Source organism: uncultured Aquincola sp. (genome assembly GCF_964001545.1).
Taxonomy (GTDB): Bacteria; Pseudomonadota; Gammaproteobacteria; order Burkholderiales; family Burkholderiaceae_C; genus Aquincola.
Genome location: NZ_CAXFDV010000524.1, coordinates 23,292 through 36,900, shown reverse-complemented (window position 1 = coordinate 36,900; position 13,609 = coordinate 23,292). Strand labels below are relative to the sequence as shown.

The following is a 13,609-nucleotide window of genomic DNA, read 5'->3' as shown; positions in this document are numbered from 1 at the left end:
GTGCCGGCCGCGTACCCGTTGAACCAGCCGCACGCATGCTGAGATTCCGCAGCCTGGGCAGCGGCAGCACCGGCAACGGCACGCTGATCGAATCCACCCGCAACGGCCGCACCACGCGGCTGCTGGTCGATTGCGGCTTTTCCCTGCGCGAACTCACGCGCCGCCTGGCACCCGCCGGCCTCACGCCGTCGATGCTCGACGGCGTTTTCATCACCCACGAACACAGCGACCACGTGGGCTGCGCGCTGCAGCTGGGCCGCCGGCATGGCGTGCCCGTGTGGGCCAGCCTGGGCACCTGGCAGGCCATGGACCGCAAGCCGGCGCCCCTGCGGGCGGTGGGCGCGGAGCTGGTGCGCCACATCGCGCTGAACGGCGTGCCCATCGAACTGGGCGGTCTGCAGGTCACACCCTTCGGCGTGCCGCACGATGCGGCCGAACCCCTGCAATTGCGCTGCACCGACGGCGTGGCACGGCTGGGCGTGCTCACCGACCTGGGCGAGCCCACCGACGCCGTGGTGGCGCATTTGAGCGACTGCCATGCGCTGCTGCTGGAGTGCAACCACGATGCGCAGATGCTGGCCGACGGGCCCTACCCGTTCTTCCTGAAGCGCCGGGTGGGCGGCGTGCGTGGCCACCTGGCCAACACCCAATCGGCCACCATCCTGGACCGCTGCCGCCACGCTGGCCTGCGCCATGTGGTGGCGGCTCATTTGAGCCAGCAGAACAACACGCCCGAGCTGGCGGCCGCCGCCTTGAGCGGGGTGCTGGGCTGCAGCGCCACCGAGATCGTCGTGGCCGATGCGCTGCAAGGCAGCCCCTGGCTGGACGCGGGCTGAGGCGATCAGACCGCTTGCGGGGCAGCAGCCCCGCCGCACCCTGAAAACCGAACGCGCACAAAAAAGCCCCGTCTGGCGGGGCTTTGTTTGCGGCTGGCTCAACTTGCGTTGGACGGGGCCTGTTTGGCGGAGTCGGAGGGATTCGAACCCTCGATGCAGGTTTTGCCCACATACTCCCTTAGCAGGGGAGCACCTTCGGCCACTCGGTCACGACTCCATCAATCGAAGAAGCGGGATTCTAGCTCAAGAATTGGCCGTTTCCTGCTCGAGATCAAAAGCTTTGTGCAGTGCACGCACCGCCAGCTCCATGTACTTCTCGTCGATCACGACCGAGGTCTTGATCTCGCTGGTGCTGATCATCTGGATGTTGATGCCTTCTTCGCTCAGCGTGCGGAACATCTTGGCCGCGATGCCCACGTGGCTCTTCATGCCGATGCCCACGATGCTGACCTTGCAGATCTTCGGGTCGCCCACCACCTCGGCGGCGCCGGTGGCCGGCACCACCTTGGACTTCAGCAGGTCGAGTGCACGGCTGTAGTCCACGCCCTGCACGGTGAACGAGAAGTCCGTCTTGCCGTCGTGCGACACGTTCTGGATGATCACGTCCACGTCGATGTTGGCATCGGCCACGGCACCCAGGATCTGGTAGGCCAGGCCCGGCTTGTCGGGCACGCCCATCACGGTGATCTTGGCTTCGTCGCGGTTGAAAGCGATGCCCGAGACAACGGCTTGTTCCATGTTTTCGTCTTCCTCGAAGGTGATCAGGGTGCCCGACTTGGCTTCCTCGTCGATGTCGATGTCCCAGGGCGTGAAGCTGGACAGCACGCGCAGCGGCACCTTGTACTTGCCGGCGAATTCCACCGAGCGGATCTGCAGCACCTTGCTGCCCAGGCTGGCCATCTCCAGCATCTCTTCGAAGCTGATGGTGTGCAGCCGGCGCGCCTCGGGCACGATGCGCGGGTCGGTGGTGTAGACACCGTCCACGTCGGTGTAGATCAGGCATTCGGCGGCCTTCATCGCCGCTGCCACGGCCACGGCCGAGGTGTCGCTGCCGCCCCGGCCCAGCGTGGTGATGTTGCCTTCCGGGTCCACGCCCTGGAAGCCGGTGATCACCACCACCTTGCCTGCGGCCAGGTCGGCGCGCACGCGGGCGTCGTCGATGGCCTGGATGCGGGCCTTGGTGAAGGCCGAGTCGGTCTTGATGGGCACTTGCCAGCCGGCGTAGCTGACGCACTCCAGGCCCTCGGCCTGCAGCGCGATGGACAGCAGACCCACCGAGACCTGTTCACCGGTGGAGGCGATCATGTCCAGCTCACGCATCACGCTGGACGTGATGCGCTCGGGCTGCAGCTCTTTGGCCAGGCCCAGCAGGCGATTGGTCTCGCCGCTCATTGCCGAAGGAACGACCACCATCTGGTGCCCGGCGCGGGCCCACTTGGCGACGCGCTTGGCGACGTTGCGGATGCGCTCGGTGGAGCCCATCGACGTACCGCCATACTTGTGAACGATCAGTGCCATGACGTGGGACGGCGAGCGCCACGGCCCGCACGTTCTGCTTGAAAAAATCGGCCCGGGCGAGTCCGGGAAAGCCTGCGATTCTAGCGACCGCCGGCGGATGCTTCGTCGATTGAACAATCTGCGGCAAAGGGCACCCAGCGAAGGGCCACGCAGGGCCCGCGGCCAGCCGCCTGCACGGCCCGCGCATCGGCACCCAGGCCGGGCACCCACAGCAGCTGTTCATGCCGCCACAGCAGCGGCCCGCTGCGCGCCCAGGCAGGCACCGCCTGCTGCTGGAACACCTTCTTCAGGCTGCGCGCCGGGCGGTCCGTAGCCAGTTGAAACTGCTCACCGCCGCTGCGGGGGCGCAGCTCGCAGTCGGCCAGCCATGCCAGCGGCAGACCCTCGTTCGCCGGCTCGATGACCAGCTCGCCGCCGAAGGGCGGTACGGCCACGCGCGCAGCGCCAATGATGCGCAGCGGCCAGCGCAGGGGCGCGGCCAGGCCGTCAGCCGCAGGGCCGCCCACATCCGGCCGCGAGGGCGCAGGGTCCACGCGCAGACAGCCCCGGTAATGGCGCAGCACCTGCCCACCCGGCGCCGGCCAGCTGGCGGCCACCGCTGGCGGCCACTCGGCCAGCAGGCGGTCCACCAGCCGCTGCGGCGCACCCTGCCCCAGCCGCAGCGCCAGCCAGTGGCGCAGCACCATCAGCCGCCTGGCGGGCGACAGGCCCAGCCACGCTTCGCGGCGCAGGGCCTCGCCTTCGCTGCAGGCCCGCAGGGCCTCGTCGGCCCATTCGGCCAGTGCGGCATCGGCCTCGGCACTGCGCCGCGCGGCCGCGGCCAGTGCCGCCTCGGCACCGGCAAAAGCCCGGTTCAAGCCCGTCAGCACCTGCAGCCGCAGCCGGTTGCGCGCAAAGCGGGGGTCCTGGTTGCTGGCGTCTTCCACGACCGGCAGCCCGTGCAGCGCCACATAAGCCTCGATGGCTTCGCGCGGGCGGTCCAGCCAGGGGCGGGCCCAGGTCAGGCCGTGGCGTTCGATCGAGGCCGGCATGGCGGCCAGCCCGGCGCTGCCGGCGCCGCGCAGCGCCTGCAGCAAAAAGGTCTCGGCCTGGTCGCGACGGTGGTGGGCCAGCAGCACCAAATCGGCACCGGCCTGGCGGGCCAGGCGAGCCAGCGCGGCATAACGCTCACGCCGGGCCCAGGCTTCGATGCTGTCGCCGGGCGCCGGTTGCGTGCTCAGCCGCTCGGCCCACAAGGGCACTTCAAGCTGCGCGCACAGGGCCGCCACCTGCGCCTGCCAGGCATCGGCCTGGGGCATCAGGCCATGGTGCACATGCAGCGCCTGCACGGCCACGCCCAGCGGCCGGGCCGCCTGCACCGTGGCATGCAGCAGGGCGACGGAATCGCGGCCGCCGCTGACGGCCACCGCCACGCGATGCGCCCTCACGCGGCCGCCCGGAAGGCTCAGCGTTCCTTGGTGTCGCTGAAGCGGCCGTAGGCCTGCAGTCGCTCATAGCGGCGCTGCAGCAGCTCCTTGGGCTTCAGGTCGATGACCTGGCGCAGCGCGTCGTTGAGGCCACGCTTGAGCGACGCGGCCATGGCCTTGGGGTCGCGGTGCGCCCCCCCCACCGGCTCGCTGATGATCTTGTCGACCAGGCCCAGCGCCTTCAGCCGATGGGCGGTGATGCCCAGCGCCTCGGCCGCGTCGGAAGCACGCTCGGCCGTCTTCCAGAGGATGGAGGCGCAGCCTTCCGGCGAGATGACGGAGTACACCGAGAACTGCAGCATCAACGTCTGGTCGCCCACGCTGATGGCCAGCGCGCCGCCCGAGCCGCCTTCGCCGATGATGGTGGCGATGATGGGCACTTCCAGCTGCGCCATCTCGAAGATGTTGCGGCCGATGGCCTCGCTCTGGCCGCGTTCTTCGGCGCCGATGCCGGGGTAGGCACCCGGCGTGTCGACGAAGGTGAACACCGGCAGGCCGAACTTCTCGGCCAGCTTCATCAGGCGCAGCGCCTTGCGGTAGCCCTCGGGCCGGGCCATGCCGAAGTTGCGTGCCGCACGCTCTTTGGTGTCGCGGCCCTTCTGGTGGCCCAGCACCATGCAGGCCATGCCGTTGAAGCGGGCCAGCCCACCGACGATGGACTGGTCGTCGGCGAACGCGCGGTCGCCGTGCAGCTCCTGGAAGTCGGTGAAGATGTCGTTGACGTAGTCCAGCGTGTAGGGCCGCTGCGGGTGGCGCGCGATCTGCGTCACCTGCCAGGGCGTGAGCTGGGTGTAGATGTCCTTGGTGAGCTGGTGGCTCTTCTTGTCGAGCCGCTCGATCTCTTCCGAGATGTCGACCGCCGATTCGCTCTGCACGAACCTCAGTTCCTCGATCTTGGCTTCCAGCTCGGCGATCGGGGCTTCAAAGTCCAGAAAGTGCTTCTTGCTCATGCGGGGAGTCCTCTTCTTGTCAGTACTCGACGGGCAGCGGATCAAGGCTGCGCCAAAGGTACCAGGTGGCGACCGATCGGTAAGGTGCCCAGGCATCGCCGACTTCGCGCGCCTCGGCCCGCGATACCGGCTCGCCGCTGAAGTAGTTCAGGCTGATGCCTTTGATCAGCCCGACGTCGTCCAGCGGCAGCACGTTCGGCCGCATCAGGTGGAAGATCAGGAACATCTCGGCCGTCCAGCGGCCGATGCCGCGGATGGCGACCAGTTCCTCGATGATGGCCTCATCGTCCATGTCGTGCCACTGCTGCACGTGCACGGCACCACTGTCGAAATGCTGCGCCAGGTCGCGCAGGTACTCCACCTTGCGGGCCGAGAGGCCGGCGCCCCGCATGGTGTCCACTTCCAGCGCCATCACCGCGGCGGGCGCCAGGTGGGTGCCGGGCTCGCTCATCAGCGCCACGAACTTGTGCCACACGCTTTGCGCGGCCTTGACCGAGATCTGCTGGCCGACGATGGAGCGCGCCAGCGTGGTGAAGGCATCGCCGCGGCTTTGCAGCCGGCCTTCGCCGAACTTGGGGATGAGCTTGCGCATCACGCGGTCGCGCTTGCTCAGGTGGCGGCAGGCGTCGTCCCAATACGTGGGCGTGACGATGGTGGTCGCCACAGGCGTTACGGCAGCACGCGGCACGATCAGGCTCTCACCCAGGTGGTGCCTTGCGCCGAGTCCTTCAACACCACGCCCTGCTCGAGCAACTGCGCGCGGATGCGATCGGCCTCCGCGAAGTTGCGCGCCAGCTTGGCGGCGGCCCGTGCCTCGATGGCGGCGCTGACGGCCGCTTCATCGATGCCGGACTGGCCGCCCTGAAGGTAGGCCTGCGGCGCCAGCTGCAGCACGCCCAGCGTGGCGCCCAGCGCTTTCAGCAGGCCGGCCTGCGCGGCCGAGCCGCTGCGGTTGACTTCGCTGGCCAGGTCGAACAGCACGGCCAATGCGGCCGGGGTGTTGAGGTCGTCGTTCATCGCGTCGCGGAAGGCGGCCGCCGAAGGCTGCTGCCAATCGATGGCCACGGCCACGGCCGGCACCTTGTCGAGCGCGGTGTACAGGCGACGCAGCGCCGCGCGGGCATCGTCGATGTGCGCGTCGCTGAAGTTGAAGGGGCTGCGGTAATGCGTGCGCAGCAGGAAGAAGCGAAGCGTCTCGCCGTCGTAGCGCTGCAGCACTTCGCGGATGGTGAAGAAGTTGCCCAGCGACTTCGACATCTTCACGTCGTCGACGTTGAGGAAGCCCGTGTGCATCCAGTGCCGCGCGAAGGTGGCGCCGGTCGCGCCTTCGGTCTGGGCGATCTCGTTCTCGTGGTGCGGGAACTGCAGGTCCATGCCGCCGCCGTGCAGGTCGATCGGCTGGCCCAGCATGCTGCAGGCCATGGCCGAGCACTCGATGTGCCAGCCCGGGCGGCCGGCGCCGTAGCGGCTGTCGAACTTGGCTTCGGCCGGCTCTTCGGGCTTGGCCGACTTCCACAGCACGAAGTCCAGCGGATCGCCCTTGCCGCCCTCGCCCGCCTGCACGGCCACACGCTCGCCGGCGCGCAGGTCGTCCAGGCTCTTGCCCGACAGCTTGCCGTAGCCGGCAAAGCGGCGCACCGCGAAGTTCACGTCGCCATCGTCGGACTGGTAGGCCAGGCCGCGCGCTTCCAGCTGGGCGATCACGTCCAGCATCTGCGGCACGTACTCGGTGGCGCGCGGCTCGTGCGTGGGCGGCAGCAGACCGATGGCGGCGAAGTCCTGGTGCATCGCCTGCGTGGTCTGCGTGGTCAGCTCACCGATGGTGATGCCCCGCTCCACCGCGCGGCGGATGATCTTGTCGTCGATGTCGGTGATGTTGCGCACATAGGTCACCTCGTAACCGATGGTGCGCAGCCAGCGGTAGACCACGTCGAACACCGTCATGGTGCGCGCATGGCCCATGTGGCACAGGTCGTAGACGGTGATGCCGCACACGTACATCCGCACCTTGCCCGCCTCGACGGGCGTGAAGTCTTCCAGGGTGCGGGTGAGGGTGTTGTGCAGGCGAAGGGTCATCGCGAAGGCCGCAAAGACAGCGGCCTCATCGTGGGAGGCCGCTCGTTAGAATCAGCCGGTCAGTATAGCGGCGCCCCGTTCGCGCCCCCTCCGCGCTTTACCCCCTCGCAAATCCCACCACATGAAGATGAAACAAGGCTTGGCCCTGGCGTTCTCGCTCGCGATGATGGCCGCCGCACCCGCCTTTGCACAAAAGGTGCGGCTGGACACGTCGATGGGCGCCATCGTGCTGGAGCTCGATGCCGACAAGGCCCCCAAGACCGTGGCCAACTTCGTCGAGTACGTCAAGGCCGGCCACTACAACGGCACCGTGTTCCACCGCGTGATCGACGGCTTCATGATCCAGGGCGGCGGCATGGACGCCTCGATGAACGAGCGGCCCACCCGCGCGCCCATCCCGCTGGAAAGCCGCAACGGCCTGGTCAACGCCCGCGGCACCGTGGCCATGGCCCGCACGATGGACCCCAACTCGGCCACCGCCCAGTTCTTCATCAACCTGAAGGACAACAGCTTCCTCGACCAGGCCAACTCGCGTGACGGCAACGGCTACGCGGTGTTCGGCAAGGTGGTGTCGGGCATGGACGTGGTCGACAAGATCAAGTCGGTGCCCACCGGCAACAAGGGCCCGCACCAAAACGTACCGCTGCAACCCGTGGTGATCAAGCAAGCCACTCTGGAGAAATGACATGACCAAGACCGTAGAAATCACCACCAGCGCCGGCGTGATCCGCGCCGAACTCGACGACGCCAAGGCACCCGCCACCGTCGAGAACTTCCTGTCGTACGTGCGCAAGGGCCACTACGACAACACCGTGTTCCACCGCGTGATCAAGGGCTTCATGATCCAGGGCGGCGGCTTCGAACCCGGCATGAAGCAAAAGGGCACCGACGCGCCCATCAAGAACGAAGCCAACAACGGCCTGAAGAACGCGCACTACACGCTGGCCATGGCCCGCACGTCCGACCCGCACTCGGCCACCGCGCAGTTCTTCATCAACACCACCAACAACGGCTTCCTCGACTTCAAGTCCGAGTCGGGCTCGGGCTGGGGCTACGCCGTGTTCGGCCAGGTGGTGTCGGGCCAGGACGTGATCGACACGATCGAGAAGGTGCGCACCGGCCGCAAGGGCATGCACGACGACGTGCCGGTGGAAGACGTGGTGATCCAGAAGATCACCGAAGTCTGAAATCCGCGATGACGCTGCCCGCCCCCGCCGAGGTGCTCGCGCCTCCTGGCTGGCAGCGCATCGAGTTCATCTCCGACCTGCACCTGGGGCCCGACACGCCGCACACCTTCGCGGCCTGGGCCCACTACCTGCAACACACGCAGGCCGACGCCGTCTTCCTGCTGGGAGACGTGTTCGAGGTGTGGGTGGGCGACGATGCGGCGGCCGAGCCGGGCAGCTTCGAGCAGCGGTGCGCGGGCGTGCTGCGGCAGGCCGCGCAGCATCGTCGCATCGGCTTCATGACCGGCAACCGGGATTTTTTGGTGGGCCCCGCGCTGGTGGCTGACATCGGCCTGCAGGCCCTGCACGACCCGACCGTGCTCACGGCCTTCGGCCAGCGCCTGCTGGTCACGCATGGCGACCTGCTGTGCCTGGACGACACCGACTACCAGGCCTTTCGCCGCCAGGTGCGCAGCCCGGCGTGGCAGCAGGCCTTCTTGGCCCAGCCGCTGGCCGTGCGCCGGCAGCAGGCGCGCCAGATGCGCGACGCCAGCCGCGCCGCGCAAAGCGGCCTGACCCCCGATCAATGGAGCGAGGTGGACAACCACGCCGCCGCCCACTGGCTGCAGGCCGCCGACGCGCCGCACATGGTGCACGGCCATACCCACCGGCCCGCCACGCACGCCCTGCCCTTTGGTGAACGGCAGGTGTTGAGCGACTGGGACTTCGAGGCCGCCCGCCCCCGCGGCGACCTGCTGCGCTGGACCGCCGCGGGCCTGTCGCGCCATGCGGTGCCACCCGCGCCATGATCGGCGGCTGGTGGCAAGCCTGGCGGCGGCGCCAGGAAGCACGCGCACTCGCCCGCCGCAGCATCCCCGATGCGCTGTGGCAGCACACACTGGCGCGCTACCCCTTCCTGCAGCGCCTGTCGGCCGCGGACATGACCGAGCTGCGCCGCCTGGCCAGCCTGTTCCTCGACAAGAAGGAATTCACCGGTGCCGGCGGCCTGGTGGTGACTGACGAGATGGCCGTGGCCGTGGCAGCCCAAGCCTGCCTGCCGGTGCTGCGCCTGGGCATCGAGCAGTACGACGACTTCGTCGGCATCGTCATGCACCCCGATGAAGTGGTGGCCCGCCGCGAGGTGATGGACGAGACCGGCGTGGTGCACCAGTACGACGAGTTGCTGTCGGGCGAAGCGATGGTCGGCGGCCCGATGATGCTGAGCTGGCAGGACGCCGGCGAGCGTGCAGCCGATGCCGACGACCGCGACGGCCTGGCCTACAACGTGGTGATCCATGAGTTCGCGCATGTACTCGACATGCGCGACGGCGTCGCCGATGGCGTGCCGCTGCTGCCCAACGCACAGGCCCAGGCCCACTGGCACGACACGCTGATGGCCGAGTACGACCGCTTCAGCGAGCGTGTGGTGTGCGGCTACGACACCGTGGTCGACCCCTACGGCGCCGAGGCGCCGGAAGAGTTCTTCGCCGTCGCCAGCGAGGCCTTCTTCGTCACGCCCGAGGCGCTGAAAGAAGAACAGCCGGTGATGTACCGGCTGCTCGCTTCGTTCTACCGGCAAACCCCGTAGGGGCCGCCGGCCGGGTTCAGGCTCAGGCCGTCGCCGGCTCGGCCTTGGGCTTGTCGCTCTTGCGCGGCGGCTGGATGTCCAGCACCGCGTTGCCGTCGGCGTCGATGTCCACCGTCAGGCGGCCACCGTCCACCAGCCGGCCGAACAGCAGTTCGTCGGCCAGCGCACGCCGGATCACGTCCTGGATCAGGCGCTGCATCGGGCGCGCGCCCATCAACGGATCGAAGCCCTTGGCGCCCAGGTGCTTGCGCAGCCCGTCGGTGAAGGTGACTTCCACCTTCTTCTCGGCCAGCTGGCTTTCCAGTTGCAGCAGGAACTTGTCGACCACCCGCAGGATGATCTCCTGGTCCAGCGCACGGAAGCTGACGATGGCGTCGAGCCGGTTGCGGAACTCGGGCGTGAACAGGCGCTTGATGTCGCCCATCTCGTCACCGGTTTCACGCGAGTTGGTGAAGCCGATGGTGGACTTGCTCATCGCCTCGGCGCCCGCGTTCGTCGTCATGATGATGATGACGTTGCGGAAGTCGGCCTTGCGCCCGTTGTTGTCGGTCAGCGTGCCGTGGTCCATCACCTGCAGCAGCACGTTGAAGACGTCCGGGTGCGCCTTCTCGATCTCGTCGAGCAGCAGCACGCAGTGCGGCTTCTTGGTCACCGCCTCGGTCAGCAGGCCACCCTGGTCGAAGCCGACGTAGCCCGGAGGCGCGCCGATCAGGCGACTGACCGCATGGCGCTCCATGTACTCCGACATGTCGAAGCGGATCAGCTCGATGCCCAGGATGTACGCCAGCTGCTTGGCCACCTCGGTCTTGCCGACGCCGGTGGGGCCGCTGAACAGGAAGGCGCCGATCGGCTTGTCCGGCTTGCCCAGACCCGAGCGCGCCATCTTGATCGCGGCCGACAGCGCGTCGATGGACGGGTCTTGCCCGAACACCACGCTCTTCAGGTCACGGTCCAGCGTCTTGAGCTTGCTGCGGTCGTCGTTGGAAACGGAGGCCGGCGGGATGCGCGCGATCTTGGAGACGATCTCTTCCACCTCGGCGCGGGTGATCGTCTTCTTCTGCTTGTTCTTGGGCAGGATGCGCTGCGCGGCACCGGCTTCATCGATCACGTCGATCGCCTTGTCGGGCAGGTGACGGTCGTTGATGAACTTGGCCGACAGCTCGGCCGCCGCCTGCAGGGCGCCCAGCGCGTACTTCACGCTGTGGTGCTCTTCAAAGCGCGACTTCAGGCCCTTGAGGATCTCGATCGTCTGCTCGACCGACGGCTCGACCACGTCCACCTTCTGGAAGCGCCGCGACAGGGCCGCGTCCTTCTCGAAGATGCCGCGGTATTCGCTGAAGGTGGTGGCGCCCAGGCATTTCATCGCGCCCGAGCTGAGCGCGGGCTTGAGCAGGTTGCTGGCGTCCAGCGTGCCGCCCGAGGCCGCACCCGCACCGATCAGCGTGTGGATCTCGTCAATGAACAGGATGGCGTTCGGCTGGTCCTTCAGCTGCTTGAGCACGCCCTTCAGGCGCTGCTCGAAGTCGCCGCGGTACTTGGTGCCGGCCAGCAGTGCGCCCATGTCCAGCGCGTACACGGTGGACTCGGCCAGCACTTCGGGCACGTCGCCTTCGGTGATGCGCCAGGCCAGGCCCTCGGCGATGGCGGTCTTGCCCACGCCGGCCTCACCCACCAGCAGCGGGTTGTTCTTGCGGCGGCGGCACAGCACCTGGATCACCCGCTCGACCTCGTGCTCGCGGCCGATCAGCGGATCGATCTTGCCGTCGCGGGCCATCTGGTTCAGGTTCTGGGTGAACTGGTCCAGCGGCGAGCCCTTGCCTTCGGCGGCGTCTTCCTTCTCGCCTTCAGCGCCCGGGTTCTCGTTCGACTTGGACGGCTCCGGCGGGTCGGACTTCTTGATGCCGTGGGCGATGAAGTTCACCACGTCGAGGCGCGTCACACCTTGCTGGTGCAGGTAGTAGACGGCGTGCGAATCCTTCTCGCCGAAGATGGCCACCAGCACATTGGCGCCGGTGACTTCCTTCTTGCCGCTGCCCGTGCTTTGCACGTGCATGATGGCCCGCTGGATCACACGCTGGAAGCCCAGGGTGGGCTGCGTGTCGACCTCGTCGGTGCCACCGACCGTGGGCGTGTTCTCCTTGATGAAGCTCGACAGGCTCTTGCGCAGGTCGTCGATGTTGGCAGCGCAGGCGCGCAGCACTTCGGCGGCGGAAGGGTTGTCGAGCAGCGCCATCAGGAGGTGCTCCACGGTGATGAATTCATGGCGCTGCTGGCGTGCTTCCACGAACGCCATGTGCAGACTGACTTCAAGTTCTTGCGCGATCATGCGGCCTCCAAAATGCACTGCAGCGGGTGCCCTGCCTTGCGTGCGGCAGCAAGCACCAGTTCAACCTTGGTCGCGGCGACGTCCTTCGTGTAGACGCCACAGACGCCGCGACCCTCGTGGTGGATCTTCAGCATGATCTGCGTCGCGGTGTCGAGATCACGCAGGAAGTATTCCTGCAACACCAACACCACGAACTCCATGGGGGTGTAGTCATCATTGAGCAGCACCACCTGGTACATGCGCGGCGGCTCGGTCCGCTGCGCCTGCCGTTCGGCCACGACGGCGCCTTGCCCGTCATCGACGCGCGGGGCGCCTGGAGGGGTGGGGGGCAGCGAGGGGGGATCCGCGGGCATGAATCGATTCTATAGAGAGTGAATACCGGGGGGTGCTCCTGTGCATATTGCATCGTCCCGGTCAGACTCAAGAGCCAAGGAGAACCGAAAACACCGTTCTCTTGCACTGCACCCACCAAACAAGGGCCCTCACGGAGTGCAAGGTGAAAATGATCTTAATGACACTCTATTGACAGGAACGATAGCCTCGCCGCAGAATTTCTTCCTCAGTAAGGGCGCTGTTGCCCGTTGTGGAGAAAGTCATGGCAAGTGGAACCGTCAAGTGGTTTAGCGATACCAAAGGTTTCGGATTCATCGAGCCGGAGGGCGGTGGCGCCGATGTGTTTGCGCACTTTTCCGCGATCCAGATGGAAGGCTTCCGTACCCTGAAACCCGGTGCCCGCGTCACGTACGACCTGGTGCAGGGCCCCAAGGGCGACCTCGCCCACAACATCCAGGCCCTGGACAGCGCCGCTGCGCCGCGCGCCGCTGCCGCTGCCCATGTGGGCACCCGCACCAGCAGCTTTGCAGCGTCGGCCGAGTGATCAAGCACCGCGCTGCCCCACCCTGCACCCTCTGGCCCCCGCGCCCCAAGCCCGCCTCTGGCGGGCTTTTTCATGTCCGCACGGCATGCCGGTGCGCCAGGCACCGCGGCCAGCAACACGTTAGAACCGGTAGCCCACGCCAGCAAACACCGTCACCGGCCGCAGATTGATCTCGGTGCGCACCGGCAGGCCGCCCAGGGCATGGAGCGAACCGGTGGCGGTGGCCTTGAGCCACACCTTGCGGGCGTCCACGTAAAGCGACCAGCGCGGATCGAGCGGCATGTCCAGCCCGGCCTGCAGCAGAGGCCCGGTGGCATGCTGGACACGTAAGTTGGACACATCCGCGTCCGACGTCGACAACACCCGCATGTGGTTGACCCCAGCGCCCACGTACGGGCGGATGGGGCCGTGCGATCCAAAGCGGTAGGTGATGCTGGGCGCCAGCGGCATGTACTTGACCTCACCCAGTTTTCCGGTCAGCGGCGGCACCAGACCGTTCAAGGCCCCGCCCGTGCGCAAGGTGGCCGAAGGCGGCGCCCCGAACGCCATGCGCAGGGTGAGCTGCGCCGTCAGGTCGTAGCCCACCTCCAGCGCCACGCTGTGGCTGTCGGACACCCGGATGTCGGCGCCCGGCACGCTTCGCCCCGCCACCTCGACCTGCGAAGAGGGCGAAAAACGCAGCGTGCCGAAGCCCGCGTGCAAAGACCAAGGCGTGTGCTGGGCACACACCGGAAGGGATGACAAGCCGGCAATGAGGCCCACCCAGGGGACAAAGGAAAAGGTTTTCATGACAGAAGCGAACAAGC

The 13,609-nt window shown here is 67.4% G+C and carries 14 protein-coding genes and 1 tRNA gene; 6 read left to right on the top strand and 9 right to left on the bottom strand.

Annotation, left to right across the window (positions count from 1 at the left end; all coding sequences use genetic code 11):
• Nucleotides 1–35: 35 nt before the first annotated feature.
• Nucleotides 36–836, top strand: a complete 801-nt coding sequence (locus ABNT58_RS18035; protein WP_348754826.1) for an MBL fold metallo-hydrolase — start codon at nt 36–38, stop codon at nt 834–836.
• 124 nt (nt 837–960) lie between these two features.
• On the opposite strand, the gene ABNT58_RS18030 is transcribed toward ABNT58_RS18035, so the two are convergent.
• From ABNT58_RS18030 to cysS, 6 genes are all read right to left on the bottom strand, one after another.
• A tRNA-Ser gene (locus ABNT58_RS18030) sits at nt 961–1,053 on the bottom strand.
• 26 nt (nt 1,054–1,079) lie between these two features.
• Entirely contained in the window at nt 1,080–2,354 is a 1,275-nt protein-coding gene (locus ABNT58_RS18025; protein WP_348754825.1) for an aspartate kinase, read from the bottom strand.
• Nucleotides 2,355–2,434: 80 nt separating this feature from the next.
• A complete protein-coding gene (gene tilS, locus ABNT58_RS18020; protein ID WP_348754824.1) occupies nt 2,435–3,781 on the bottom strand; it encodes a tRNA lysidine(34) synthetase TilS in 1,347 nt (448 codons plus the stop codon).
• 17 nt (nt 3,782–3,798) lie between these two features.
• Nucleotides 3,799–4,770, bottom strand: a complete 972-nt coding sequence (locus ABNT58_RS18015) for an acetyl-CoA carboxylase carboxyltransferase subunit alpha (protein ID WP_348754823.1) — start codon at nt 4,768–4,770, stop codon at nt 3,799–3,801.
• A 19-nt stretch (nt 4,771–4,789) separates the two neighbouring features.
• Nucleotides 4,790–5,458 carry a DNA-3-methyladenine glycosylase gene (locus tag ABNT58_RS18010; RefSeq protein ID WP_348754822.1) on the bottom strand — a complete coding sequence of 223 codons (669 nt, stop codon included), beginning with the start codon at nt 5,456–5,458 and terminating at the stop codon, nt 4,790–4,792.
• 2 nt (nt 5,459–5,460) lie between these two features.
• Nucleotides 5,461–6,846, bottom strand: coding sequence for a cysteine--tRNA ligase (gene cysS / locus ABNT58_RS18005; protein ID WP_348754821.1), 1,386 nt, complete (start codon nt 6,844–6,846; stop codon nt 5,461–5,463).
• Nucleotides 6,847–6,967: 121 nt separating this feature from the next.
• Here cysS and ABNT58_RS18000 point away from each other — a divergent pair, with 121 nt between their 5' ends.
• The 4 genes from ABNT58_RS18000 to ABNT58_RS17985 are packed head-to-tail and all read left to right on the top strand — an operon-like array spanning nt 6,968 to nt 9,600.
• Nucleotides 6,968–7,531, top strand: coding sequence for a peptidylprolyl isomerase (locus tag ABNT58_RS18000; protein WP_348754820.1), 564 nt, complete (start codon nt 6,968–6,970; stop codon nt 7,529–7,531).
• Between the two features lies 1 nt (nt 7,532).
• A complete protein-coding gene (locus tag ABNT58_RS17995; protein ID WP_348754819.1) occupies nt 7,533–8,033 on the top strand; it encodes a peptidylprolyl isomerase in 501 nt (166 codons plus the stop codon).
• An 8-nt stretch (nt 8,034–8,041) separates the two neighbouring features.
• A complete protein-coding gene (locus ABNT58_RS17990; RefSeq protein WP_348754818.1) occupies nt 8,042–8,821 on the top strand; it encodes a UDP-2,3-diacylglucosamine diphosphatase in 780 nt (259 codons plus the stop codon).
• Complete coding sequence (locus ABNT58_RS17985; RefSeq protein WP_348754817.1) at nt 8,818–9,600, top strand: M90 family metallopeptidase; 783 nt, start codon at nt 8,818–8,820, stop codon at nt 9,598–9,600. The genes ABNT58_RS17990 and ABNT58_RS17985 overlap by 4 nt, the downstream gene beginning before the upstream one ends.
• Nucleotides 9,601–9,622: 22 nt before the next feature.
• Here the strand turns inward: ABNT58_RS17985 and clpA are convergent, their stop codons facing one another.
• Together clpA and clpS are read right to left on the bottom strand one after the other, a co-directional pair.
• A complete protein-coding gene (clpA, locus tag ABNT58_RS17980; RefSeq protein WP_250199292.1) occupies nt 9,623–11,926 on the bottom strand; it encodes an ATP-dependent Clp protease ATP-binding subunit ClpA in 2,304 nt (767 codons plus the stop codon).
• The gene (gene clpS / locus ABNT58_RS17975; RefSeq protein ID WP_348754816.1) at nt 11,923–12,279 is read right to left on the bottom strand and encodes an ATP-dependent Clp protease adapter ClpS; all 357 of its coding nucleotides are present in this window, start codon (nt 12,277–12,279) and stop codon (nt 11,923–11,925) included. The genes clpA and clpS overlap by 4 nt, the downstream gene beginning before the upstream one ends.
• A gap of 230 nt (nt 12,280–12,509) precedes the next feature.
• On the opposite strand from clpS, the gene ABNT58_RS17970 reads away from it, so the two are divergent.
• Nucleotides 12,510–12,803 carry a cold-shock protein gene (locus tag ABNT58_RS17970; RefSeq protein WP_348754815.1) on the top strand — a complete coding sequence of 98 codons (294 nt, stop codon included), beginning with the start codon at nt 12,510–12,512 and terminating at the stop codon, nt 12,801–12,803.
• Between the two features lie 120 nt (nt 12,804–12,923).
• On the opposite strand, the gene ABNT58_RS17965 is transcribed toward ABNT58_RS17970, so the two are convergent.
• Entirely contained in the window at nt 12,924–13,592 is a 669-nt protein-coding gene (locus ABNT58_RS17965; RefSeq protein ID WP_348754814.1) for an OmpW family outer membrane protein, read from the bottom strand.
• Nucleotides 13,593–13,609: the final 17 nt, after the last annotated feature.